Below are 24,336 nucleotides of genomic sequence, written 5' to 3'. Positions count from 1 at the left end.
CGCATGATCAGGCACCCTTGGCCCGGACTCATCGAGGCTTACCGCGACCGCGTTCCCGTCCCCGACGGCGCGCAGGTCGTCACGCTTGGCGAAGGCAACACGCCGCTGCTGCGCGCGCGCTACCTGTCGGAGCTGACCGGCTGCGAGGTGCACCTCAAGGTCGAAGGCGCCAACCCGACCGGCTCGTTCAAGGACCGCGGGATGACCGTGGCCATCACGCACGCGCTCGCCAGCGGGCTGAAGGCGGTGATCTGCGCGTCGACCGGCAACACCTCCGCCTCGGCCGCCGCCTACGCCGCGCGCGCCGGCCTCACCTGCGCCGTGCTGGTGCCGCAGGGCAAGATCGCGATGGGCAAGCTCGCCCAGGCCGTGCTGCACGGCGCGCGGATCCTGCAGGTCGACGGCAACTTCGACGACTGCCTCGAGCTGGCCCGCAAGACCGCGGCCGACTACCCGGTCACCCTGGTCAACTCGGTCAACCCGGTGCGCATCGCCGGCCAGAAGACCGCCGCGTTCGAGATCTGCGACGTGCTCGGCACGGCACCGGACATCCACTGCCTGCCGGTCGGCAACGCGGGCAACATCACCGCCTATTGGGCGGGGTATTCGGAGTACGCGGCCGACGGTGTGGTGAAGAACACGCCGCGGATGTTCGGCTTCCAGGCGGCCGGTGCGGCACCGCTCGTGCACGGCGAGCCGGTGGCGGACCCGGAGACGGTCGCGACCGCGATCCGGATCGGCAGCCCGGCCTCGTGGACGGCCGCGGTGAAGGCCAAGGACGCGTCGAACGGCCTCTTCGAAGCCGTGACGGACGAGAAGATCCTCGAGGCGTACCGGCTGCTGGCCGGGCGCGAGGGCGTGTTCGTCGAGCCGGCGTCGGCGACCAGCGTGGCCGGCCTGCTGGCCACGGCCGCCGACGGCCGGCTGCCGAAGGGGTCCCGCGTGGTCTGCACGGTCACCGGGCACGGCCTGAAGGACCCGCAGACGGCCCTGGCGGGCAACGTCGAGGTCGAGCCCCTCGCGGTGGACCCCTCGGCGGTCGCGGCGGCGCTGGACCTGCGGTGACCAGCGGGTTCACGGTCACCGTCCCGGCGTCGACGGCGAACCTCGGGCCGGGCTTCGACGCCTTCGGCATGGCCCTGGGCCTCTACGACGTCGTCGAGGTGCGGGTGATCGACGCCGGCCTCAAGGTCGAGGTGATCGACGCGGGCGCGGGCGGGGTCGAGGACGTCCCCACCGACGAGACCCACCTGGTCGTCCGCGCGATCCGCGAGACCTGCGCGCACCTCGGTGCCGAGCCGCCGGGCCTGCACCTGCGCTGCCACAACGCGATCCCGCACGCGCGCGGCCTCGGCTCGTCGGCCGCCGCGGTGGTGTCCGGCGTCGCCGCCGGGTACGCGCTCGCGGGCCGCGAGCTCGACGCCTTCGGCGCGCTGCAACTGGCCGCCGGCTTCGAGGGCCACGCCGACAACGCCGCGGCCAGCCTGTTCGGCGGGTTCGTCCTGGCCTGGTGCGAAAGTGGCGAATTCCACGCCGAGCGCCTCGCGCCGCACGCGGCGATCCGGCCGGTCGTGGCCGTCCCGGCCGTCCGCTCGGCCACCGCGACCACGCGCGGCCTGCTGCCGGCGACCGTCCCGCACGCCGACGCCGCGCACAACGCCGGCCGCGCCGCGCTCGCCGTGCACGCGCTGACGGCGAAGCCGGAGCTGCTGCTGGCGGCCACCGAAGACCGCCTGCACCAGCACTACCGCGCGCCCGCGTACCCGGCCAGCGGCGAGCTGGTGGCGACGCTGCGTGCCCGGGGCGTGGCCGCCGCGGTGTCCGGCGCGGGTCCCACGGTGCTCGCGCTGACCACCACGGGAATACTGCCGCCGGGGGTCGACGTTGAGGGATTCGTAGTCTCCGAGCTGCCCGTGGATCTCACGGGTGTGCAGGTTGCGGCCCGGTGAAGGCCGGGTCACGCGCCCGCCACGCGGGGGGTGGTTGTTGCACCCGGAACCGCCGCGGTCTACCCTCGGGGGCGTTCGATCACCGTGCGTTTCCGCACCCGATGCCGGTCCTCCCGGATCGCATCCTTCGTTGATCCGCCGAATCCGCACCGCCTGGCAAGCGGGGTAACGCGGAACGACTTGGGCGGGTTTCCGGTTTCGGCGGTGCCGAATTCCGTGTCCTCCGTTTGGAGGACGCAAACCCCTGTGGTGGAGGCGCTCCAGCTGTGTTCCGCACGGCCGAAGAGCTCATCTCGCGTATCGGGGGGCAGATACGCCGGTTCGCGATCAGAAGCGAGCGGCAGTCCGCTGATCCACCTGGAGGCGTGGATCGGTCAGGAAGGACATGTGTGAGCAACACCGATCTTTTGAGCGACGTGAGCGGCACGGCCGAGACGAACGGCACCGCCCCCGCTCCCAAGCGGACGGTCGGCGGGCTGACCGGTAAGACCGTCGCCGAACTGCGTTCGCTGGCTGGGGAGCTCGGCGTCGGCGAGACGACGGGCATGCGCAAGGGCGACTTGATCGCCGCGATCCGCGAGCGCCAGGGCAAGTCCCGCAAGCCGCGTGCGACGGCGGAGACGCTGCCGCTGGACGGCGTCGGCGAGCCGCCGAAGGCCCCGAAGGCCGAGCCCAAGGCCGAGGCGCCCGCCGCCCCGGTCGAGCGCAAGCCGGAGCCGAAGGCCGCCGCGCCCGCCGCCGAGGCTCCCGCGGACACCCAGCCGCAGGCCGAGCGCCCGCAGCAGGACAAGCAGGACGGCCAGGACGGCCAGCCCGAGGAGGGCGGCCGCGGCCGCCGTCGCCGTGGCTCGAACCGCGCCGCCGGCTCGCCCGACGGTGACCGTCAGCAGGGCGACCGCCAGCAGGGCGAGCGCCAGAGCGGCGGCGACCGGCAGCAGAGCGGTGGCGACCGCCAGCAGGGTGGCAACCGCGACCAGCAGCGCCAGGGTGGCGGCCGGGACGGCAACCGCCAGGACGGCAACCGCCAGCGCAACCAGCAGCAGGACGGCGGCAACCGCGGCGGCCAGGACAACCGCAACCAGCAGCCGGACGACGACGAGGAAGGCGGCCGTCGCGGCCGTCGCTTCCGCGACCGTCGTCGCCGGGGCAGTGGCGGCGGCCAGCGCGACGGCGGTTCGCCGGACACCGAGATCCGCGAGGACGACGTCCTGCTGCCCGTCGCGGGCATCCTGGACGTGCTCGACAACTACGCGTTCGTGCGGACGTCCGGCTACCTCGCCGGCCCGAACGACGTGTACGTGTCGCTCTCGCTGGTCCGCAAGTACGGCCTGCGCCGCGGTGACGCCATCACCGGTGTCGTGCGCCAGCCGCGTGACGGCGAGCAGCAGCGGCAGAAGTTCAACCCGCTGGTGCGCGTCGACTCGATCAACGGCCTGGAGCCGGACGAGGCCAAGCGGCGGCCGGACTTCACCAAGCTGACCCCGCTGTACCCGAACGAGCGGCTGCGCCTCGAGACCGAGTCGCACAAGCTCACGACCCGCGTGATCGACCTGATCATGCCGGTCGGCAAGGGGCAGCGCGCCCTGATCGTGTCGCCGCCGAAGGCCGGTAAGACCACGATCATGCAGGACATCGCGAACGCGATCTCCACGAACAACCCCGAGTGCCACCTGATGGTCGTCCTGGTCGACGAGCGTCCGGAAGAGGTCACCGACATGCAGCGCTCGGTGAAGGGCGAGGTCATCGCCTCGACCTTCGACCGGCCGCCGGCCGACCACACCTCGGTCGCGGAGCTGTCGATCGAGCGGGCCAAGCGCCTGGTCGAGATGGGCCACGACGTCGTCGTGCTGCTCGACTCGATCACCCGCCTGGGCCGGGCCTACAACCTGGCGGCTCCGGCGTCCGGCCGGATCCTGTCCGGTGGTGTCGACTCGACCGCGCTCTACCCGCCGAAGCGGTTCCTCGGCGCGGCGCGCAACATCGAGAACGGCGGCTCGCTGACCATCTTCGCCACGGCGATGGTCGAGACCGGCTCGACGATGGACACGGTCATCTTCGAAGAGTTCAAGGGCACCGGTAACGCGGAGCTCAAGCTCGACCGGAAGATCGCCGAGCGCCGGGTGTTCCCGGCCGTCGACGTCAACCCGTCCGGTACCCGCAAGGACGAGCTGCTGCTGAACCCGGACGAGCTGGCCGTGACCGTGAAGCTGAGCCGGGTGCTGCACGCGCTCGACTCGCAGCAGGCCATCGATCTGCTGATCTCGCGGCTGCGCAAGACGAAGACGAACACCGAGTTCCTGATGCAGGTGTCGAAGACCGCCCTCGGTGGCGGCGAAGACGACTGAACGTGCTCATCGCCAGGCCTCCCCGCTTCGCCGCGGGGAGGCCTCCGGCGCGTTCGGAATACCAGGTCAGCGGGGTGCGTTCCAGTGATCGTCAGCCCGTCTGGCAGAATTACCCGCTGAAGTCCGGCACCGGTTCACCCCGAGGAACGACTGGGGACCCGGAGCCAACGAGAGAGGACACCATGAAGAGCGGCATTCACCCCGAGTACGTAGTCACCGAAGTGAACTGCGACTGCGGCAACAGCTTCACCACGCGCAGCACCAAGACCAGCGGCAACATCCACGTCGAGATCTGCTCGAACTGCCACCCGTTCTACACGGGCAAGCAGAAGATCATGGACACCGGTGGCCGGGTCGCGCGCTTCGAGGCTCGCTACGGCAAGCGTCAGAAGAAGGACGCCGACGCCAAGTAGCTTTTTCCACGGCGCCCACCCGCACGCGCGGGTGGGCGCCGTTGTTTTGGTCGGACCGGGCTGAGAGGTGGCAGAGGTGGATTCGAGCTCGCTCAAGGGGCTGCTCGCCGAACACGCGGAGCTGGAGCAGCAGCTGGCGGACCCGGCGGTGCACGCCGACCAGGCGCGCGCCCGCAAGCTCGGCCGCCGCTACGCCGAGCTGACGCCGGTGGTCCGGGCGGTCCACGAGCTCGACACGACCCGCGACGACCTCGCGGCCGCACGGGAGATGGCGTCGGAGGACGCGGAGTTCGCCGCCGAGGCCGAGGAGCTGAGCGCGCGGATCCCCGACCTCGAGTCCAAGCTCACCGAGCTGCTGCTGCCGCGCGACCCGTACGACGGCTCCGACGTCGTGATGGAGATCAAGTCCGGCGAGGGCGGCGAGGAGTCGGCCCTGTTCGCCGGCGACCTGCTGCGGATGTACCTGCGCTACGCCGAGCGCCACGGCTGGAAGGCGGAGGTCCTCGACTCGGTCGACTCCGACCTGGGCGGCTTCAAGGACGTCACGCTGTCGATCAAGACGAAGTCGGCGGTCGTCGACGGCGTCTGGTCGCGGCTGAAGTTCGAGGGCGGCGTGCACCGCGTCCAGCGCGTGCCGGCGACGGAGTCCCAGGGCCGCATCCACACGTCGGCCTCCGGCGTGCTGATCTACCCGGAGCCGGAGGAGGTCGAGGTCGAGATCGACCCGAACGACCTGCGCATCGACGTGTTCCGGTCGTCGGGCCCGGGCGGCCAGAGCGTCAACACGACGGACTCGGCGGTCCGGATCACCCACCTGCCGACGGGCATCGTGGTGTCGTGCCAGAACGAGAAGTCCCAGATCCAGAACCGCGCGCGGGCCCTGCAGGTGCTCCAGGCCCGGCTGCAGGCGGTCGCGGAGGAAGAGGCGGCGGCGAAGGCGTCGGACGCCCGCAAGTCCCAGGTCCGCACGGTCGACCGCTCCGAGCGGATCCGGACGTACAACTTCCCGGAGAACCGCATTTCGGACCACCGGGTGAACTACAAGGCGTACAACCTGGACCAGGTCCTCGACGGCGACCTGGACGGCGTGCTGGACGCGCTGGCGACCGCGGACCGCGAGGAGCGGCTGGCCGCCTCGGCGGGCTGAGCCACCTCCCGGCGGCCCAGCCCGGTGGGGATCAGCCGCAGGCGACCGGGCCGGCCGAGGCGCGGAACTGGTTGACCGAGCCGCTGCCCAGCGAGAGGTTGCCGGACAAGTAGATGCACTTGCCGGCGGTGCCGGTGAGCACCACTCCGCCCGCGTACTCGTGGTACGGGCCGGAGTCGGTCACCGGAGTGCCCCCGTTCGTCCACATGCTGACCGAAATCGACCGCGCGGGCGCCCCGTCGCTGGTGACCTTCGCGCAGTTGGTGCCACCGTTCGCGCTGGAATACCACAGGCGCAGCGTGCCGGCCTGGTCGCCGAGCTGGTTCTTCAGCGGCTTGGGCAAGCCGTCCTTGTGGAGTTCCGTGCCCGGGCACACCGCCACCGGCTTGGCCGCGGTGGTCGCCTGCGCGGCGGGCGCCACGACGATCCCGGCTGCCACCACACCGGCGACGACGGCTGACTTCCGCACGAATGACCGCATACTTGCCTCCCACAGGTAAGCGGAGTCCGGGCTGCTCCCGGACCACCGCCCTCCTCACGCGCGGGAAGCCGGAACGGTTTAGCGGACGGCGGGCTTCTCCGGCTCGCGGAAGGCCTCGAAGACCTCGGTCGCCGGCTCCTCGTCCGGGACCTCCGCCGGTTCGGGCTCGGCCTGCGCCGGCTTCGGGAACAGGCTGAGCACCGCGAACGCGAACGCCAGGAACGTCGGGAACAGCGTCAGCAGCTGGTGCTTCACGCCCTCGACGCCCTCGCCCAGCGCGGACAACCCGAACTGGCCGACCGCGAACAGCAGCAGGAAGAACACCACGATCCCGTACTCGCGGCGGTGCCGGCGGAACGCGCGCACGCCCGCCCAGCCGATCAGCAGCCAGAACGGGACCAGCACGAACAGCCCCAGCGGCGCCGCGAGCTTCGACAGCCCGGAGAACACCGGCACCCGGTACTCCTGCGCCATCTTCGGCAGCCCGGACGACTCCGCGAAGCTGCCCAGCCGGGACGGGCGCGCCGTCAGCGTGTCGACCGCTCCCTGCTGGAGGATCTGCAGCGTGCGCTGCGGGTGGGCCGCGTAGTAGCTCACCACGTTGCGGCGGCTGATCTTGTCGCGGAAGCCGTTGTAGTCCGCGTCCGTCCACGGGTGTGCCGCCCACCAGCCCGTGCCGATGAACTTCTTCGCGCTCGGCGGCAGGCCCAGCGCCGCCAGGTCGGCGTCCGTGTCGTGCTTGCCGTCGACGATGCTGTCGAACACGACGTGGTACATGTTCGCTTCGCGGTACTCCGCGTTGGCCGGGTCGCCGTGGGACTGCACCGCCGCCGTCCCCGCGCCGACGACCACCAGCACGCCCAGCGGCAGCAGCCACCGCGCCCGGCCGCGCCGGCCGAGCGGCTTGATCAGCGCCAGGGCCAGCACGAACAGCGGGATCAGCAGCAGCGTCTGCGACTTCGCGTTGATGCCGATGAGCGCGCCGACCACGGTCAGCGCCGCGCCCCAGTACCGCGGCGCGCCCGTGCGGCCCATCAGCAGCAGGCCGCCGGCCATCAGCAGCATGCCGACGAAGCCGGCGCCCTCGCTGAGCACCGACGCGAAGTAGCCGAAGAACGCCGAGTCGGCCATCACGAGCAGCAGGAGCACCGCCGCGATGACGCGGTTGCGGCGGCTCAGGTCCAGGCCGAGCACCGTCGCCGCGACGCCCACCGCGACCAGCACGCACGTGATCGCGCCGAGCACCAGCAGGTTGAGCTCCGCGGACGAGCCGAGCACCTTGCCGAGCTTGCTCGCGAACCAGTCGAGCCACGCCTGGCTGGAGATGTAGTCGCTCTTGCAGGCCGACCCCGGCCCGTAGCTGAAGTGCACGTAGAACTCGGAGCTGAGCTCGGGGTGCCGGCCGCCGAGGTCGCACAGCAGGCGCCAGCCGTCGCCGTTGTCGGCCATCCCGACCGGCCTCGGCACGAGGAACCGGACCAGCAGGACGCCCAGGGAAAGGACGAAGACGCCCAAGCCGAAGCGCAGTTCACGGAATCGCACTCGGAAGAGCGTACGAGATCACGCAGAGTCCACGGGCGCCGCACCGGGAACGGGCGAAACGGGCCGGTGCCGGAACACGACGTAGTGGTAGAGCAGGTAGTTCCAGAAGAGGCCGACGACGATCGCCGCGCCCTTCGGCACGAGCAGGTTGACGCCCGGGAACAGGTGACTGACCAGCGTGATGACGCCGAACTGCACGACCCAGAGCCCGAACGCCGTCACGCCGAAGAACAGCAGCGCCTGCTTCCGGATGTCGCCGTCCTTCGCGCGGAACGTGAAGTTCCGGTTCAGCGTGAACGACAGCAGCATGCCGGCGGTCGTCGAAATGAAGTTCGCGACGAATGTCGGGACGCCGACCGTCGCCAGGAGCGCGTACCCCAGCGCGTCGACCAGCGTGTTGCCGATGCCGACGATCCCGAAGCGCACCTGCGTGGCGGTGACGAGCTTCATCGGGCGGCACTCCGGCGGTCTTCGCTGTCCTCGGCGGGCTCGGGAACCCCTGTACGCACTGTCGCCACTGTATACAAAGGCCGGTTCTGCACCTGCGAGTACGTGCGGCCGATGTAGCTGCCGAGCACGCCGAGCATGATGATCTGAATCCCGCCGAGGAAGAACATCGCGATGGTGATGAACGCCCAGCCGGGCACCGCGGTCTCCGGCGCGAACAGCTTCACGCCGATGACGTAGAGCACGCCGAGGAAGCTCAGCAGCGAGATCAAGTAGCCCATCCGCGTGATCATCCGCAGCGGCGTCGTCGAGAAGCCGAGGATGCCGTCGGCGGCGAAGCGCAGCATCTTCGTCAGCGGGTAGCCGGTGACGCCCGCGTGGCGCTGGTCGCGGTCGAACAGCACCGCCGTCTGCCGGAACCCGACGTAGCTGACCAGCCCGCGCAGGAACCGGTCGCGCTCGCGGTACTTGCGCAGCTCGTCGACGACCTTGCGGTCGACCAGCCGGAAGTCGCCGGTGTTCTTCGGGATGTCGACCGCGGCCATCTTCCGCAGGAACCAGTAGAACGCGCTCGCGGTGAGCCGCTTGAACGGCGAATCCCGGCGCGACCGGCGCTGCGCGTAGACGACCTCGTAGCCCTCTTCCCACTTCTCGAGCAGCTCGAGGGCCACCCGCGGCGGGTCCTGCAGGTCGCTGTCCATGATGATCGCGGCGTCGGCGTCGACCAGGTCGAGCCCGGCGGTGACGGCCATCTGGTGGCCGAAGTTGCGGGACAGCTCGACGACCGTGACGCGCGGGTCGCGCGCCCTCAGCTCGGTGAGCCGGTCCAGAGAGGCGTCGCGGCTGCCGTCGTCGACGTAGATGAAGCTGAAGTCGTACTTCCCGGCCAGCGGCGCGGTGACCTCGTCGACCGTGCGGTGCAGCAGGTCGATGTTCGCTTCCTCGTTGTAGATGGGGAAGATGAACGCGACCCGGCGGCGCGTGGTCGGCTCGGTCGGCACTGGCGCTCCCGGTGGGTCGGCGTCTCGGGCATCGGTGGAGATCGGCTACGCCCCGGTCAGGATATCCGCGCGGGGCGGCACCGGAAGCGTCACCGTGCGGATCCATTGTGGTGGTGACCCGTGTTTCGCGGCTGTTTGTCATGCCCGTGAGGGGGCCTCGATACGCTGGACGGCGTGGGACCGGCGCGTGTCCTGACGGGGGAGTTCCGCCTGGTGTGCCAGGCTTGACGAGGTGAAGGACGACGAGTGAATCGGCAGCCGCTGCGCCTGGCCATCATCGAGGCCACCCGGATCCTCGAACGGGCGGGGGTCGAGTCCCCGCGGTTCGACGCCGAGGTGATCGCGGCGCACGTGCTCGGCGTCGACCGGGGGCGGCTGCCGATGGTGCCGCTCGTCGACCCGCCGGTCATCGAGGCCATCGGCCAGCTCGTCCAGCAGCGCGCGAAGCGGATCCCGTTGCAGTACCTGACGGGCTGGGCCGCGCTGGGGGAGATCACGGTCGCGGTCGGCGCGGGGGTGTTCGTGCCGCGGCCGGAGACCGAGCTGCTGCTCGAGTGGGGCGTCAAGTTCCTGCAGGGGCGCGAGTTCCCGGTGGTGGTCGACCTGTGCACCGGCTCGGGCGCGCTGGCCTTGGCGGTGGCGCACGCGCGGCGGGACGCGGTGGTCTACGCGGTGGACGTCGACCCGCAGGCGCTGGCCTGGGCGCGGCACAACGCGGACGTCCACGCGGACGCGGGCAACACCCCGATCCGCCTGTACTCGGGTGACATCGGCGACCCGACGATGTTCGCCGAGCTGGACGGCTTGGTCGACCTGGTGCTGTGCAACCCGCCGTACGTCCCGGAGGGCACGCCGGTGCCGCCCGAGGTCGCGGAGCACGACCCGCCCCGCGCGGTGTTCGCGGAGGAGAGCGGGCTGGCGGTGATCCGCCACGCGATCGCGGCGGGCGCCCGGCTGCTGCGGCCCGGAGGAGGGCTGGCGATCGAGCACGACGACACGCACGGCTCGGCAGTCCCGGCGCTGGTGCGCGCCCGGCGGGTGCTGACGGGCGTCGAGGACCACGCGGACCTGACCGGTCGCGCCCGGTTCGTCACGGCCCGACGGCTGGGCTGAGCGCGTGTCGGGGATCTTCATCGTCGACCCGCCGGGGAAGCGTGACCTGGGCTTCCTCGACTGGAACCCCAGCCGCGGCCTGCTGCGCCGGGTCCTGGAGTTCGTCGCCGACCGCGTCGAAGACCCGGCGCTGGCCGCGGACCTGCGGAAGTTCGTCGCCGGGGGCTACGGGTTCTTCGCCCTGAGCAGCTACTCCGAGAAACAGGGCGCCGAGATCATGAGGGTGATCCGCGAGTCGCTCCCGGCGGTGGCGTGGGAGTGGTTCCCGGAGATGGAGGGCGGCCGGGCGCTCATCGCGGAGCTGGTGGAGCTGGTCGAAGAAGCGGAAGCGGCGTCGGACGCGGACTGAGGGGCTGCCCGGAAGGCTGCTCGGCGGTTTCCAGCGTGGTCTGTTCGGTCCGGCAGAGCCTTGACCAGCGGGCGGCTTTCGCTGCGCTGGTGGATGGGCTCCAAGGAAGCGGGGCCAGAGTCGGCCACCGGACCGCGAAAAGTCGGCGGCCCAGGCCACGGCGGTACCGGTCACGCCGACCGCGGTCGTGTGACTCCGCAGGAGCGGGCTCGGCTCGCTGACCGGGTCCGCGAGCCCGGGGTGTCGCTGCGGGCGATCGCGGCCGAGCCGGGCACCGGAGGCCCGCCCTCCCAGGGGGCCGTCCCCGGTTCCAGCGTATCGGCCGCCTCCGACGAAAAGCCGGAAACGGCCGCTCCCGCGCAAGCTTGTCCACAGCTCGGCCGGCCTGTGGACAACGAGGCCGCCCGGAGGGGCCCGCGCCGGGCGGGCCGCTCCGGACCGGTCGCTAGAAGCCGAACGCCGTGCAGCTCGCTGTCGCCGTCTTGGACGGGTCGCTCACCGAGGTCGCCGTCAGCTTCACCCTTGCCGCCAGGTCACCTCCCGCGCCGCGCTTCGCGTACGCCGGGACCTTCGCGTGGCCGCCGAACTTCGCCGTTGCCAGCTCGTTCGGCAAGCGGACCTCCCAGCCGCGCGCGTCCGTCGAGACGCTCAGCCGGTACGTGTCGGTGTCGTACGGTGCCTTCGCGCCCTGCGCCGAGCCCGTGTTGAGCAGGCCGAAGTCGCAGGTCGCGAGGCCACCGCGGGCGAACGCCGGCGGCGCCGGGGTCACCGCCGTGCCGCGCGCCTGGGTGCCCGAGCCGTCCAGCGAAGCGACCGTGACCGTGTACGACAGGATGCCGCGGCGGTCCCGGGCCACGTCGGTGATCAGGAACCGCAGCCGGTTGGCCTGGTCGGTGTACTCGTACGGGCTGGCCGCCTCGGTGCCCGCCTTGAACAGGGCGTCGTCGAGCTGGCGGTAGTCACCGATGGTGATCTTGACCGGCGTGCCGTCGGGTTTGGTGTAGTCGGTGATGCCGATGTCCTGCGGGTTCGCGTCGATCACCCAGTCGAAGGGCGCGTTGTCCTTGTTCTTCGTCTTCGTGATCATGACGCCGGAGTCCGGCGCGAACGAGTCCGCGCCCATCCGGTCGACGACCTCGACCGTGTAGTTGTCGTAGCCGCCGCCGTCGCAGAACGGGTCCTTCGCGCGGTCGCACTTCGGGGCCTTGTCGCCGCCCGTCAGCTTGATGTTCAGCCCGGTGAACGCGCCGGGCTGGGCCTCGGTCTCGCGCGCGGTGATGCGCGCCGACACCGGGCCGGTCTTCGCCAGCTCATTGCGGTCCAGCTGCAGGACGGCCGCCGGGTCGACGATGCCGAGCTTCAGCTTGTTGCGCAGCTGGTGCTGGGCGCCCATCGAGCTGCCCTGCGTCGCCGGGATCCGCCAGCGCGTGTGCGGGCCGCCCGGTCCGTTGAACGTCCCGCGCGACAGCATGTCCCACGGCCCGCTGTAGCTGCGGGACGGCGGCACGCCGAACGGGTTGTTGTAGTTGTCGCCGATGCCCAGGATGTGGCTGAACTCGTGGGCGTAGGTCGACTGGCCCGAGCTCTCGGCCTGCACCGAGCTGCCGTCCTGGGCGTTCGGCCAGATGCTGGCGGCGGACGCCCACGACGTCCACGGCACGTACCGCGTCGCCGCGTAGTTGGGCAGGTCGTGGTTCGGCGGGCCGAACGCGTCGGGCACGTTCTCCTTGGTGCCGAACTTCATCTCGCCGAACTCCTGCCAGGTCGAGCTCTCGTCCTGGCCGGCGGAGAGGTAGAAGACGAAGTCGAACTGGTTCGCGGTGTCGCCGACGTCGGCGCGCCACGCGTCACCGGCGTCCTTGCGGATGTCGCGGTTGCAGTTCGCGCCGGGCGGGCAGGCGCCCGGCTGGAACTCCATGCCGTACTCGTAGGACTTCCCGGGCATCCGGTACGGCCCGAACGCGGTCAGCTGCACGCCGAAGCGGCCGCCGGAGTCCTCCATCCAGTACTCGTTGATCGTGTGCCCGTTGTTGAGCGCTTCGGGCTTGTTGAGGAAGTCCTGGTAGTACCGCGCGACGCCGGTCCGCGAGATGTTCGCGGCGGCGGGGCCGGGGTTGCCGAAGATCGTCGAGTTCGCCGGCTTCGTGACGACGAAGTCCTGGTCCGGGTAGTCGGCGAGGACGACGGCGCCCTTGAACGTGCGCTGGGTCGGCTTCAGGGACGGGTCGGCCCAGTTCGTCCCGGGCACCTTCTTGTAGTCGGACCAGGTCATGTGGTCCTGGTTCTCCCAGTGCGCGGCGTCGATCGGGGCGGGCCAGCCACGGGTGAGCGGCTCGGCGGCGGCGGTGCCGGTGCCGAGCCCGGTGAGGACGGTGACCGCGGCGAGCAGAGCGAGCGCTTTCGGGGTTCTGGGGCGCATCTGCGGCTCCTTCACTGGGACTCACGGGGTGGTGGTTCCCGAAGATCGACCGTATTGAGCCCCGGTGTCGTGGTTCTGCCTAGGGGCGAGGTTTACCCGCTTGCTCCACGACGAAAGTCTGGCCGGTTGTCGGCCCGCGCCGGGCGCTGTGGACAAGTCCGCCGGCACGCGCCGCGAGCGCCCGGAACTGTCGGTGCCCGCCGGTAGCGTGGAAGACGGGGGCGCCCCCGCGGGCCGGTGTGACGCGGCGAACGGCCGCGGAGGCGGCCGGACTACTCTTGGCCACCATGAGCGTGGTCTACGACTGCAGCAAGCGGGAGTCCCGGGCCGACGGACTGGCGGCGGCCGCGGGCGCGGTGCGGTCGAGCAGGCTGGTCGTCCTGCCGACCGACACGGTCTACGGCATCGGCGCCGACGCCTTCGACTCGGGCGCCGTGCAGGCGCTGCTGCGCGCGAAGAACCGCGGCCCGGACATGCCGGTCGGCGTGCTCGTCGGGTCCTGGTCCACTGTGGACGGCCTGGTGCTCGGCGTGCCGCCGCAGGCGCGGGCGCTCATCGAAGCGTTCTGGCCGGGGGACCTGTCCATCGTGCTCCCGCACGCGCCGAGTCTGCAGTGGAACCTCGGCGACGCCCGCGGCACCGTGATGCTGCGGATGCCGCTGCACCCGGTGGCGCTGGAGCTGCTGCGCGACGTCGGCCCGATGGCCGTCTCGAGCGCGAACGTCTCCGGCCGCCCGCCGGCCAGCACCGCGCAGGAAGCGCAGGAACAGCTGGGCGACTCGGTCGCGGTGTACCTCGACGGCGGGTCGAGCGGCGAGCCCGTCGCGTCGAGCATCGTGGACCTGACCGGCACCGAACCGGTGGTGCTGCGCGAGGGCGCCGTGGGCAAGGAAGCCATCGCGGAGGTGCTCGGTGTACCCGCGGAAACGTTGGCCTGAAGCCGGATCGAGCGGAATCCCGCGGCACGATAGCGTGTCGCGGGTGACCCCGACCCCGCGAGCGTGACGCACCCGTGCCGCCCACATCCGGTCTTCTCCCCATCCGGGAATACATCCTCGTCGCGCTGACCGCGACGGCCGTGACGTACCTGCTCACCGGCGTCGTGCGCCGGATCGCGATCCGCGTCGGCGCGATCGCGAACCCGCGGGCGCGCGACGTCCACGTCGCCCCCATCCCGCGGATGGGCGGGATCGGGATCTTCCTCGGCGTCGCCGGCGCGATGGGCCTGGCCCACCAGCTGCCCGCGTTGTCGCACGGCTTCGACGCGTCGTTCGACTCGGTCGGCGTGCTGCTGGCCGCCGGGGTCATCTCGCTCATCGGCGCGCTCGACGACCGGTTCGAGCTCGACGCCTGGACGAAGCTGGCCGGCCAGGTCATGTGCGCCGGGATCCTGGTGATCTTCGGCGTGCAGTGGGTGTCGTTCTGGGTGCCGTGGGGCGGCAACGACGGCTCGTTCGGCTCGGTGCTGGTGCTCGACAAGAACCAGGGCGCGCTGCTCACCGTGGTGATGGTCGTGGTGATGGTCAACGCGATGAACTTCGTCGACGGCCTCGACGGGCTGGCCGGCGGCCTCGGCTTCATCGCCGCGGCGGCCACGTGCGCGTTCTCCCTCGGCCTGCTCGACAGCTCCGGCGGCGACGTCGGCACGTACCCGCCGGCGCTGATCGCGGCGACGCTCGCCGGCGCGTGTCTGGGGTTCCTGCCGTACAACTTCCAGCCCGCCAAGATCTTCATGGGCGACTCGGGGTCGATGATGATCGGCCTGATGCTGGCCGGCGCGACGACGTCGGCGTCCGGGCGCGTGCCCTACCCGCAGTTCAGCGGCAAGGACGCGATCGCGCTGCTCTCGCCGCTGGTCGTCGTGGCGGCGGTGCTGTTCGTGCCGCTGCTGGACCTGATCATGGCGGTCGTCCGCCGCACCCGGCGGGGCGAAAGCCCGTTCGCGGCCGACAAGATGCACCTGCACCACCGGCTGCTGGAGATCGGGCACTCCCAGCGCCGCGCGGTCCTGCTCATCTACTTGTGGGCGGGGATCCTGGCGTTCGGCGCGGTGTCGGTGACGCTGTTCGACGACGCGGCGGCGCTCTGGATCATCGGGGTCGGGCTGGTGTTCGCGGTGGTCGTCTCGATCGTGCCGCGGTTGCGCTCGCGCAACCAGCCCGGAACCTGACCGGCCGGGTTCTCTACACTCGGTGGCTGAACCGAGCAGGGAGCCAGCCGTGAGCGAGACCGAAACCGAAGCGCAGGAGAACCCGCACGCCAAGGTGGTGCTGCAGGCCGCCCGTGCCATGACGAAGGCTTCGCTGCTCGTCACCCCGCCCGCGGTGCTCGTCTGCATCGTGCTCTTCAGCATCCTCAACGGCCTGCCCGGCTTCCTCGGCTCGCTCGTCGGCGCGGTGCTGGCGATGCTCGCGTCGCTGTCGACGCTGGGCCTGATGCGCTTCAGCGCCGGCCAGGACCCGATGTTCGTCATGGTCATCGCGCTCGGCGGGTACGTCGTGAAGGTCGTCCTGCTGTTCGGCGCGCTGACCCTGCTGAAGGGCGTCACCGCGCTGCACCCGATGTCGCTCGGCATCACCATGATCGTCGCCATCCTGGTCGCCGCCGCGGCCGAGTTCGCCGCCTTCCGCAAGACCAAGATCCCGACGATCATCCCCTCCTGAAACCGTCCGTTTTGCCGCGGTCCGCTGTTACTCACCGTAAATCGCCGTGCGGCCGCCTGAGTGTGACCGGCGTCACAAAAGTGCGCTTTCGTGCGCGGCCGGAAATGCCGCCGGGACCTGCCGCCTGCACCGTTGCCGGACCGGTCCCGCCCGGTCCCGGACCTCGGTCCCGGATCCACCCGGGACTTAGGTCCTGGGCTGATCGGTGGGTATGGAGTACGCGTGTACGGCACTGATTGACCTGCTGGTATGGTCCGCGTCAAGGGTGGCGGCCTCGGCCGCGCGCTACCTCAGACGAACCGCGATCAGCAGTGTGGCGACCGTGTAGTTCCGCCTCTTCGCCGCTGGTCCGAAGTAGACCGCAGGGCAGTGTTCACGCGAGACAACCCCGTGTGCAGAACGTGAAGGTGTGTTCTGCGGACCGTGGGGTAGCCGCCTCCGACGTCCCGATACGTATCGGGTACGTTAAGTCCAGATCGTGACGATTCCCCCGGCGGAGTGAACGCCGGCCGGGAGAACCGGAAGGAGCCCAGTGGGCGCGCTGGTTTTGGCCGAGGGTGCGGTATTCGCGCCGCCCGGCGCCGAAAGCTTCGAGTTGCCGCCGTTGTTCGGCTCGGTCACCAAGCCGATGCTGCTCGTCGTGCTTTCGGTGGTCATCATCGCGACGTACTTCCTGCTGGCGACCCGCAAGCTCAAGGTCGTTCCGAGCAAGGGGCAGTTCGTCGCCGAGTCGATCTACGACTTCAGCCGCAACAACATCGCGCGCGAGCAGATCGGTTCGAAGGATTTCAAGCCGTTCGTCCCCCTCGTTTTCGCATTGTTCACCTTCGTGCTGGTGAACAACCTCTACGGGATCATCCCCGTCCTGCAGTTCCCGACCATGGCGCGCTTCGGCTTCCCGGTCGCCCTGTCGGTCCTCGTCGTGTACCCGGTCTACCACTTCGTCGGGTTCAAGCGGCACGGTTTCGCCGGCTACTTCAAGAAGGAACTCGCCCCGCCGGGCGTTCCCAAGGCGGTGCTGCCGCTCTTCTCGCTGATCGAGTTCGCGGAGAAGTTCTTCCTCAACCCGCTGACGCTCGCCATCCGTGTTTTCGCCGCCATGTTCGCGGGTCACCTGATCCTGGCGGTGTTCACCCTCGGCGGCACCTTCCTGCTGACCGAGACGTCGAGCTGGGCGCTGAAGCCGGTGTCGCTGGTGGCGTGGCTCTTCGCCATCGGCATGACGTTCCTCGAGGCCTTCATCCAGGTGCTGCAGGCCTACATCTTCGCCCTGCTGTCGGCTGGGTACATCGGCGCTGCGCTGGCGTCGGAGCACTGAGAACACAAGCCCCCGATCCACGCGAGCGCGTGGACCGAAGTGAAGGGAAACGCACGTGAGCAACATCGTTCTGGCCGAGGCCGCCGCGCAGGCTGTCAACATCAACCCGGGCCTCGCCGCCATCGGTTACGGCCTCGGCGCGATCGGCCCCGGTATCGGTGTGGGTCTGATCTTCGCCGCCGTCATCAACGGCACCGCGCGTCAGCCGGAGGCGCAGGGCAAGCTGCAGGGCATCGGCTTCTCGACCTTCGTTCTGACCGAGGTGCTCGCCCTGATCGGCATCGTCATCTACTTCATCGCCTCCGCCGCCTGAGTTTCGGCTCATCGCTTAAGGAGACGCCGTGCTGAACAGTGCCATGATCCTCGCCGCAGGGGAAAAAGCGCACAACCCGATCATCCCCGACATCTCGGAGCTGATCCTCGGCATCGTCGCCTTCCTCATCCTGCTGTTCATCCTCAAGAAGTACGTCGTCCCTCGCTTCGAGGCCGCGTACGAAGAGCGTGCGCAGAAGATCGAGGGCGGCATCGAGAAGGCCGAGAAGGCCCAGGCCGAAGCCGAAGAGGCGCTGGCCAAGTACAAGGCTCAGCTGCAGGAGGCCCGGGCCGAGGCCGCGAAGATCCGCGACGACGCCCGGCTCGAAGCCGAGCAGATCAAGGCGGAGCTGCGGGCCGAGGCGGAGGCCGAGTCCCAGCGCATCGTCGCCCAGGGGCAGGCCCAGCTGCAGGCCCAGAAGGCGCAGATCATCGCCGAGCTGCGGGCCGACATGGGCCGCAACGCCGTGGAGCTGGCCAGCCGCATCGTCGGTGAGTCGCTCGAAGACGAGGCGCGCCGTCGTGGCACCGTCGACCGGTTCCTCGCGGAGCTGGAAACCGCCGGTGCCGCTGGTGGAGCGGGGAAGTAGACCGTAATGACGCTGCATGCTGCGAGCCGTGAAGCGCTCGGCCTCGCCGAGGAACGCCTCGGCGAGGTTCTGGCCGACGCGGGAGCCGACGCGGCCACGGTCGGCGACGAGCTGCTCTCGGTCGTCGACCTGCTGGACGCCGAGATCGGCCTGCGCCGGGCGGTCAGTGACGCTTCGACGTCGCCGGAGGCGCGCCGCGGGCTGGTGCGCCGGCTGTTCGACGGCAAGCTGTCCGAGCCGACCCTGAAGGTGCTCGACGCCGTGGCCGGCAGCCGCTGGTCCAGCCCCCGCGAGCTGACCGACGGGCTCGAGGAGCTCGGCCGCTCGGCGCTGCTGACCGCGGCCGAGAAGACCGGGAACGTCGACACCGTCGAGTCCCAGCTGTTCCAGGTCGCGCGGATCGTGGCCCGCGCTCCGGAACTGGAGGCCGCGCTCTCCGACCTGGCCGGTCCCGCCGAGGCCAAGCGCACCCTGGTGCGCGGGCTGTTCGCCGACAAGGTGGACGTCGTCACCGAGACCCTCGTCGAGCAGGTCGTGCGCCGGGCCAAGGGCCGCGGCGTCGGCGTCGGGCTCGACAAGCTGGTCAAGCTGGCCGCGGAACGCCGCCAGCGCTCGGTCGCGTACGTGACCAGCGCGAGCGCGCTGTCGGACGAGCAGACCGCCCAGCTGGGTGCGAAGCTCAACGACATCTACGGGCGGCAGATCGCGCTGCACGTCGAGGTCGACCCCCGGCTCGGCGGCGGGCTCGTCGTCCGCGTCGGCGACGAGGTCATCGACGGGAGCGCGGCGGGCCAGCTGGCGGCGTTGCGCAGGCGGCTGGCCCGGGCATAGGCCCCGGTCACACAAGACTTTGCATACTGGCAAGAACGAAGCGAGAGCGGGAAAGACATGGCCGAGCTGACGATCTCCTCGGATGAGATCCGTAGCGCGATCGAGAACTACGTCTCGAGTTACGCCCCGGACGTGAGCCGGGAAGAAGTTGGCATCGTGATCGACGCCGGTGACGGCATCGCCCACGTCGAGGGCCTGCCCTCGGCCATGGCCAACGAGCTGCTCGAGTTCCCCGGCGGCATCCTGGGTGTCGCGCTGAACCTGGACGCGCGCTCCATCGGTGCCGCGATCCTCGGTGACTTCGAAAGCATCGAAGAGGGCCAGCAGGTCAAGCGCACCGGCCAGGTCCTGTCGGTGCCGGTCGGCGACGGCTACCTCGGCCGCGTCGTGAACCCGCTGGGCCAGGCGATCGACGGCCTCGGCGAGATCGAGACCACCGACCGCCGCGCGCTGGAGCTGAAGGCCGCTTCGGTCGTCGAGCGCCAGCCGGTGTCGGAGCCGCTGCAGACCGGCATCACCGCCATCGACGCGATGACGCCGATCGGGCGCGGCCAGCGCCAGCTGATCATCGGTGACCGCAAGACGGGCAAGACCGCCGTCGCCGTGGACACGATCATCAACCAGAAGGCCAACTGGGAGACCGGCGACCCGAAGAAGCAGGTCCGCTGCATCTACGTCGCGGTCGGCCAGAAGGGCTCCACGATCGCCGCGGTCAAGAAGTCCCTCGAGGACTCGGGCGCGATGGAGTACACCACCATCGTCGCGGCCCCCGCGTCGGACTCCGCCGGCTTCAAGTGGATCGCGCCGTACACCGGCTCGGCCATCGGCCAGCACTGGATGTACGAGGGCAAGCACGTCCTCATCGTGTTCGACGACCTGACCAAGCAGGCCGACGCCTACCGCGCGATCTCACTGCTGCTGCGCCGCCCGCCGGGCCGTGAAGCCTTCCCGGGCGACGTCTTCTACTTGCACTCCCGCCTGCTGGAGCGGTGCGCCAAGCTCTCGGACGAGCTGGGTGCCGGCTCGCTGACCGGGCTGCCGATCATCGAGACGAAGGCCAACGACGTGTCGGCCTACATCCCGACGAACGTCATCTCGATCACCGACGGCCAGTGCTTCTTCCAGTCGGACCTGTTCAACGCCGGTCAGCGCCCGGCCATCGACGTGGGTATCTCGGTCTCCCGCGTGGGTGGTGCCGCGCAGGTCAAGGCGATGAAGGACGTCGCGGGCTCGCTCCGGATCGACCTGTCGCAGTACCGCGAGCTGGAGGCCTTCGCGGCCTTCGCCTCCGACCTCGACGACGCCTCCAAGGCGCAGCTCGAGCGCGGTGCCCGGCTGTACGAGGTGCTCAAGCAGCCGCAGTACTCGCCGATCCCGGTCGAGGAGCAGGTCCTCACGGTGTACCTGGGCACGAACGGCCACTACGACTCGGTCCCGGTCGAGGACGTGCGCCGCTTCAACCACGAGTTCATCGACTCGGCCCGCCGCAAGCACGCCGACCTGATCAAGAGCATCCGCGAGACGGGCAAGTTCCCGCAGGAGACGCGTGAAGCGGTCGTCGAAGCGGTGAACGAGTTCAAGAAGGAGTTCACCACCTCCGAGGGCAAGCCCCTGGTCGAGGCGGACGCCGACGCGATGGACGCCGACAAGGTCGGGCACGAGACCGTCAAGGTCAACAAGCCCGCCCCGAAGAAGTGAGCTGATAGCTCATGGCCGCACAACTCCGGGAACTCCGGTCGCGCATCAAGGCGACCAAGTCGATCGGCAAGATCACCAAGGCGATGGAGCTCATCGCCACCGCGCGCATCACCAAGGCGCGGGCGAAGGTCGCCGCTTCCCGGCCGTACGCGGACGAGATCACCAAGGTGCTCTCGGCGCTGGCCGGTGCGGCGGCCAACCTCGACCACCCCATGCTGGTCGAGCGCCCGAACCCGACGCGGGCCGCCGTCCTGGTCGTGACCAGTGACAAGGGCCAGTGCGGTGGCTACAACTCCAACGTGCTGCGCGCGACCGAAGAGCTGCTCGCCCTCCTTCGTTCGGAGGGCAAGGAGCCCGAGGTCTACGTCACCGGCAACAAGGGCTTGAACTACTACCGGTTCCGCGACCGCGAGGTCGTGAACAGCTGGACGGGCTTCTCCGACCAGCCGGCCTACGCCGACGCGGTCGCCGCCGGCGAGGCCTTGGTCGAGTCGTTCATGCTCGGTGTGGACGACGCGCACGGCAACGGCGACGGCATCACGGGTGTCGACGAGATCCACATCGTCTACACCGAGTTCGTGTCGATGCTGACCCAGCGGCCGGTCGCCAAGCGCGTCGCGCCGCTCGAGGTCGAGTACACCGACGGCGAGGAAGAGCAGCAGCCGAAGCCGGGCGAGCTGCTCCCCAGCTACGAGTTCGAGCCGAGTGCCGACACGCTGCTGGACGCTCTGCTGCCGAAGTACATCAACACTCGGCTGTACGCGGCGCTGCTCGAGTCCGCGGCGTCCGAACTGGCCGCGCGCCGGACGGCGATGAAGGCCGCGTCGGACAACGCGAACGAGCTGGTGGGCAACCTGACGCGGGAGATGAACCAGGCCCGCCAGGCGCAGATCACCCAGGAGATCTCCGAAATCGTCGGTGGCGCGAACGCGCTCACCGCAGCAGGAAGTGATGATTGATGACCAGTACTGAAGCCCCGCGCGCCAAGGGGCGCATCGTCTCGGTGACCGGGCCGGTCGTCGACGTCGAGTTCCCGCGCGGTTCCGTTCCCGACCAGTTCAACGCGCTCAAGGTCGAAATCGAGTTCGAGCAGCTGCGCAAGACCGTGACGCTCGAGGTCGCCTCCCACCTGGGTGACAACCTCGTCCGCACCATTTCGCTCCAGCCGCAGGACGGCCTGGTCCGGGGCGCCGAGGTCACCGACACCGGCAAGCCGATCACCGTGCCGGTGGGCGACAAGGTCAAGGGCCACGTCTACAACGCGCTCGGCGAGTGCCTCGACGAGCCCGGCTACGGCGACGACCTCGAGCGCTGGGGCATCCACCGCAACCCGCCGTCCTTCGACCAGCTCGAGGGCAAGACGGAGATGCTGGAGACCGGCCTGAAGGTCGTCGACCTGCTCACCCCGTACGTCCAGGGTGGCAAGATCGGCCTGTTCGGCGGGGCCGGCGTCGGCAAGACGGTGCTCATCAAGGAGATGATCACCCGTGTCGCCCGGAACTTCGGTGGTACGTCGGTGTTCGCCGGGGTCGGCGAGCGCACCCGTGAGGGCAACGACCTCTTCCTGGAAATGTCCGAGGACGGCGTCATCAACGACACCGCCCTCGTGTTCGGCCAGATGGACGAGCCGCCGGGCACGCGCATGCGCGTCGCGCTGTCGGCGCTGACCATGGCGGAGTACTTCCGCGACGTCCAGAACCAGGACGTGCTGCTGTTCATCGACAACATCTTCCGGTTCACCCAGGCCGGTTCCGAGGTGTCGACCCTGCTGGGCCGCATGCCTTCGGCCGTGGGTTACCAGCCGACGCTGGCCGACGAGATGGGGCAGCTGCAGGAGCGGATCACCTCGACCCGGGGTCGGTCGATCACCTCGATGCAGGCGATCTACGTCCCCGCGGACGACTACACCGACCCGGCCCCGGCCGCGACGTTCGCCCACCTGGACGCCACCACCGAGCTCTCCCGGTCGGTGTTCCAGAAGGGCATCTTCCCGGCGGTGGACCCGCTGGCGTCGACGTCGACGATCCTCGACCCGGCCATCGTCGGTGAGGACCACTACCGCGTCGCCTCCGAGGTCATCCGGATCCTGCAGAAGTACAAGGAGCTGCAGGACATCATCGCGATCCTCGGTATGGACGAGCTGTCGGAAGAGGACAAGCTGACCGTTCAGCGCGCGCGCCGCATCGAGCGGTTCCTGTCGCAGAACATGCTGGTCGCCGAGGCGTTCACGCAGATCCCGGGCTCGACGGTGCCGCTGTCGGAGACCATCGAGTCGTTCGACCGCATCACCAAGGGTGACTTCGACCACTACCCGGAGCAGGCGTTCCTGGGTATCGGTGGCCTCGAAGACCTCGAGAAGAAGTACAAGGAAATCACCAAGAAGTGACGTCCTGAGCGCGGCGGGGGCAGTGTCCATTGTGGACTCGTGCCCCCGCCGTTCTCGTAACCCGAGACATACCTATTACACTCGGTGGCAACACCCCGAGTTAAGGAGTGCTACGTGGCCGAGATGTCCGTGGAGCTGGTGGCCGTCGAGCGCCGTCTCTGGTCGGGTACCGCCACTTTCGTGGTGGCGCAGACCACCGAAGGCGAGATCGGCATCATGGCCGGCCACGAACCCGTGCTCGGGCAGCTGGTCGAAGGTGGCGTGGTCAAGGTGACGACCACCGACGGCGAGACGGTCTGCGCGGCCGTGCACGGCGGATTCCTCTCCGTGACCGGCACCGGCGTGAGCATCCTCGCCGAGAGCGCCGAGCTTTCCGACGAAATCGACGTCGACGCGGCCAAGGCGGCCCTGAGTGCCGACGACGAGACCGAGCGGACGAGGGCCTCGGCCCAGCTCCGCGCGGCAGGCAAGTCGGTCTGAGCGGGAGACGGGCAGGAGCCGGGCCGTGAAGATCACCGTGGTCGTAGTGGGGCTCCTGATCGTGCTCGCCGTGCTGGTCGCCTGGTACGGCCAGCGGTGGATTCGGATGCGCCGCGGCGGGGGCGTGAGCGTCGCGCTGCGGTGGCGTCCGGACGCCGCGCGGTCCAGCTGGCACCTGGGTCTTGGCCGCTACGAGGGCGACGAGTTCGTCTGGTACCGGGTGTGGAGCCTGCGGACCGGCCCCGACCGCGTCTTCCAGCGCGAAAGCATGCAGATCGCCGACCGGCGCGACCCGTCCGGGACCGAGGCCTACGCCGTGCCCGAGGGCTCGACGGTGCTGCGCTGCGAGTCCGAGACCCAGGAGGCGATCGAGATCGCCATGGGGCCGGGCGCGCTCACCGGGTTCCTCTCCTGGCTCGAATCCGCCCCGCCCGGGCGGCGCCTCCCGCGCGCCTCGTGACGCTGTCCCCCTGTCTCAAACTGGGACAGCGGCACCCCTGCTCCAGGGCTTAGGGTCGGGCGCATGATCTTCATCGTGGTCAAGTTCCCGGTCAAGCCCGAGCACGCCGAAGCGTGGCCGGACATCGTCGCCGACTACACCCGGAACACCCGCGCCGAAGACGGCAACAAGTTCTTCGAGTGGTCGCGCAGCCTCGACGACAAGAACACCTACGTGCTGGTCGAAGGCTTCGAGGGCCAGGACGCGGCCGTCGCGCACGTCGGGTCCGACCACTTCAAGTGGGCGGTCGAAAACCTGGGTGCCTACATCAGCGACCACCCGCAGATCATCAACGTCCAGGACGCCTCCGACTGGGGCCCGATGGCGGAGATCCAGCCCCACTAAACTGGGGT

At 69.9% G+C, this 24,336-nt stretch carries 25 protein-coding genes; 20 read left to right on the top strand and 5 right to left on the bottom strand.

Features of this window, described 5'->3' with window-relative positions; all coding sequences use genetic code 11:
- Positions 1 to 3: 3 nt before the first annotated feature.
- The 5 genes from thrC to prfA all read left to right on the top strand — a co-directional run bounded on the left by thrC (position 4) and on the right by prfA (position 5,854).
- Positions 4 to 1,065 carry a threonine synthase gene (gene thrC / locus ACZ7OH_RS03135; RefSeq protein ID WP_470279330.1) on the top strand — a complete coding sequence of 354 codons (1,062 nt, stop codon included), beginning with the start codon at positions 4 to 6 and terminating at the stop codon, positions 1,063 to 1,065.
- The gene (gene thrB / locus ACZ7OH_RS03130; protein WP_400894239.1) at positions 1,062 to 1,949 is read left to right on the top strand and encodes a homoserine kinase; all 888 of its coding nucleotides are present in this window, start codon (positions 1,062 to 1,064) and stop codon (positions 1,947 to 1,949) included. Before thrC ends, thrB begins: the two co-directional genes overlap by 4 nt.
- 389 nt (positions 1,950 to 2,338) lie before the next feature.
- The gene (gene rho / locus ACZ7OH_RS03125) at positions 2,339 to 4,294 is read left to right on the top strand and encodes a transcription termination factor Rho (protein ID WP_470279329.1); all 1,956 of its coding nucleotides are present in this window, start codon (positions 2,339 to 2,341) and stop codon (positions 4,292 to 4,294) included.
- A gap of 182 nt (positions 4,295 to 4,476) precedes the next feature.
- Positions 4,477 to 4,707 (top strand): 50S ribosomal protein L31, encoded by a 231-nt coding sequence (rpmE, locus tag ACZ7OH_RS03120; protein WP_086863515.1) that lies wholly within the window; start codon positions 4,477 to 4,479, stop codon positions 4,705 to 4,707.
- Between the two features lie 76 nt (positions 4,708 to 4,783).
- The gene (gene prfA, locus ACZ7OH_RS03115; RefSeq protein WP_470279328.1) at positions 4,784 to 5,854 is read left to right on the top strand and encodes a peptide chain release factor 1; all 1,071 of its coding nucleotides are present in this window, start codon (positions 4,784 to 4,786) and stop codon (positions 5,852 to 5,854) included.
- A 31-nt stretch (positions 5,855 to 5,885) separates the two neighbouring features.
- Here prfA and ACZ7OH_RS03110 read toward each other — a convergent pair whose 3' ends face one another.
- The 4 genes from ACZ7OH_RS03110 to ACZ7OH_RS03095 form a co-directional block, all read right to left on the bottom strand.
- Complete coding sequence (locus ACZ7OH_RS03110; protein ID WP_470279327.1) at positions 5,886 to 6,323, bottom strand: hypothetical protein; 438 nt, start codon at positions 6,321 to 6,323, stop codon at positions 5,886 to 5,888.
- Positions 6,324 to 6,413: 90 nt separating this feature from the next.
- A complete protein-coding gene (gene wsfD, locus ACZ7OH_RS03105) occupies positions 6,414 to 7,877 on the bottom strand; it encodes a glycan biosynthesis hexose transferase WsfD (RefSeq protein ID WP_470279326.1) in 1,464 nt (487 codons plus the stop codon).
- Between the two features lie 18 nt (positions 7,878 to 7,895).
- Entirely contained in the window at positions 7,896 to 8,327 is a 432-nt protein-coding gene (locus tag ACZ7OH_RS03100) for a GtrA family protein (protein ID WP_470279325.1), read from the bottom strand.
- Positions 8,324 to 9,325: a glycosyltransferase family 2 protein gene (locus ACZ7OH_RS03095; RefSeq protein WP_470279324.1), complete on the bottom strand. Its 1,002-nt coding sequence runs from the start codon at positions 9,323 to 9,325 to the stop codon at positions 8,324 to 8,326. The genes ACZ7OH_RS03100 and ACZ7OH_RS03095 overlap by 4 nt, the downstream gene beginning before the upstream one ends.
- A gap of 246 nt (positions 9,326 to 9,571) precedes the next feature.
- On the opposite strand from ACZ7OH_RS03095, the gene prmC reads away from it, so the two are divergent.
- Entirely contained in the window at positions 9,572 to 10,438 is an 867-nt protein-coding gene (prmC, locus tag ACZ7OH_RS03090; RefSeq protein WP_470279323.1) for a peptide chain release factor N(5)-glutamine methyltransferase, read from the top strand.
- Between the two features lie 4 nt (positions 10,439 to 10,442).
- Entirely contained in the window at positions 10,443 to 10,787 is a 345-nt protein-coding gene (locus ACZ7OH_RS03085; protein WP_470279322.1) for a hypothetical protein, read from the top strand.
- Between the two features lie 445 nt (positions 10,788 to 11,232).
- On the opposite strand, the gene ACZ7OH_RS03080 is transcribed toward ACZ7OH_RS03085, so the two are convergent.
- Positions 11,233 to 13,206: a M6 family metalloprotease domain-containing protein gene (locus tag ACZ7OH_RS03080; RefSeq protein ID WP_470279321.1), complete on the bottom strand. Its 1,974-nt coding sequence runs from the start codon at positions 13,204 to 13,206 to the stop codon at positions 11,233 to 11,235.
- Positions 13,207 to 13,493: 287 nt separating this feature from the next.
- On the opposite strand from ACZ7OH_RS03080, the gene ACZ7OH_RS03075 reads away from it, so the two are divergent.
- The 13 genes from ACZ7OH_RS03075 to ACZ7OH_RS03015 all read left to right on the top strand — a co-directional run bounded on the left by ACZ7OH_RS03075 (position 13,494) and on the right by ACZ7OH_RS03015 (position 24,328).
- The gene (locus ACZ7OH_RS03075) at positions 13,494 to 14,144 is read left to right on the top strand and encodes an L-threonylcarbamoyladenylate synthase (protein ID WP_400894222.1); all 651 of its coding nucleotides are present in this window, start codon (positions 13,494 to 13,496) and stop codon (positions 14,142 to 14,144) included.
- Between the two features lie 74 nt (positions 14,145 to 14,218).
- Positions 14,219 to 15,376, top strand: a complete 1,158-nt coding sequence (locus ACZ7OH_RS03070) for a glycosyltransferase family 4 protein (RefSeq protein ID WP_400894220.1) — start codon at positions 14,219 to 14,221, stop codon at positions 15,374 to 15,376.
- A gap of 49 nt (positions 15,377 to 15,425) precedes the next feature.
- Complete coding sequence (locus ACZ7OH_RS03065) at positions 15,426 to 15,869, top strand: hypothetical protein (protein WP_086672652.1); 444 nt, start codon at positions 15,426 to 15,428, stop codon at positions 15,867 to 15,869.
- 532 nt (positions 15,870 to 16,401) lie between these two features.
- Positions 16,402 to 17,187: a F0F1 ATP synthase subunit A gene (gene atpB, locus ACZ7OH_RS03060; protein WP_470279320.1), complete on the top strand. Its 786-nt coding sequence runs from the start codon at positions 16,402 to 16,404 to the stop codon at positions 17,185 to 17,187.
- A gap of 55 nt (positions 17,188 to 17,242) precedes the next feature.
- Positions 17,243 to 17,500, top strand: coding sequence for an ATP synthase subunit c family protein (locus tag ACZ7OH_RS03055; protein ID WP_329055699.1), 258 nt, complete (start codon positions 17,243 to 17,245; stop codon positions 17,498 to 17,500).
- A gap of 43 nt (positions 17,501 to 17,543) precedes the next feature.
- The gene (locus ACZ7OH_RS03050) at positions 17,544 to 18,089 is read left to right on the top strand and encodes a F0F1 ATP synthase subunit B (protein ID WP_470279578.1); all 546 of its coding nucleotides are present in this window, start codon (positions 17,544 to 17,546) and stop codon (positions 18,087 to 18,089) included.
- Positions 18,090 to 18,095: 6 nt separating this feature from the next.
- On the top strand, positions 18,096 to 18,920 hold the full coding sequence (locus ACZ7OH_RS03045) for a F0F1 ATP synthase subunit delta (protein WP_470279319.1): 825 nt from the start codon (positions 18,096 to 18,098) through the stop codon (positions 18,918 to 18,920).
- Positions 18,921 to 18,977: 57 nt separating this feature from the next.
- Positions 18,978 to 20,618 (top strand): F0F1 ATP synthase subunit alpha, encoded by a 1,641-nt coding sequence (atpA, locus tag ACZ7OH_RS03040; RefSeq protein WP_470279318.1) that lies wholly within the window; start codon positions 18,978 to 18,980, stop codon positions 20,616 to 20,618.
- Between the two features lie 11 nt (positions 20,619 to 20,629).
- Positions 20,630 to 21,577 carry a F0F1 ATP synthase subunit gamma gene (locus tag ACZ7OH_RS03035; protein ID WP_400894213.1) on the top strand — a complete coding sequence of 316 codons (948 nt, stop codon included), beginning with the start codon at positions 20,630 to 20,632 and terminating at the stop codon, positions 21,575 to 21,577.
- Positions 21,577 to 23,004 (top strand): F0F1 ATP synthase subunit beta, encoded by a 1,428-nt coding sequence (gene atpD, locus ACZ7OH_RS03030; RefSeq protein WP_364452811.1) that lies wholly within the window; start codon positions 21,577 to 21,579, stop codon positions 23,002 to 23,004. The genes ACZ7OH_RS03035 and atpD overlap by 1 nt, the downstream gene beginning before the upstream one ends.
- A 114-nt stretch (positions 23,005 to 23,118) precedes the next feature.
- The gene (locus ACZ7OH_RS03025; protein WP_086672637.1) at positions 23,119 to 23,484 is read left to right on the top strand and encodes a F0F1 ATP synthase subunit epsilon; all 366 of its coding nucleotides are present in this window, start codon (positions 23,119 to 23,121) and stop codon (positions 23,482 to 23,484) included.
- A 25-nt stretch (positions 23,485 to 23,509) separates the two neighbouring features.
- Positions 23,510 to 23,944 (top strand): DUF2550 domain-containing protein, encoded by a 435-nt coding sequence (locus ACZ7OH_RS03020; protein WP_285476232.1) that lies wholly within the window; start codon positions 23,510 to 23,512, stop codon positions 23,942 to 23,944.
- A gap of 63 nt (positions 23,945 to 24,007) precedes the next feature.
- Positions 24,008 to 24,328 carry a putative quinol monooxygenase gene (locus tag ACZ7OH_RS03015; RefSeq protein ID WP_470279317.1) on the top strand — a complete coding sequence of 107 codons (321 nt, stop codon included), beginning with the start codon at positions 24,008 to 24,010 and terminating at the stop codon, positions 24,326 to 24,328.
- Positions 24,329 to 24,336 lie beyond the last annotated feature (8 nt).

This window comes from Amycolatopsis sp. NPDC114478 (genome assembly GCF_055633805.1).
Note: the sequence above shows the minus strand (reverse complement) of the source record. Positions and strands in the feature narration are given on the sequence as shown.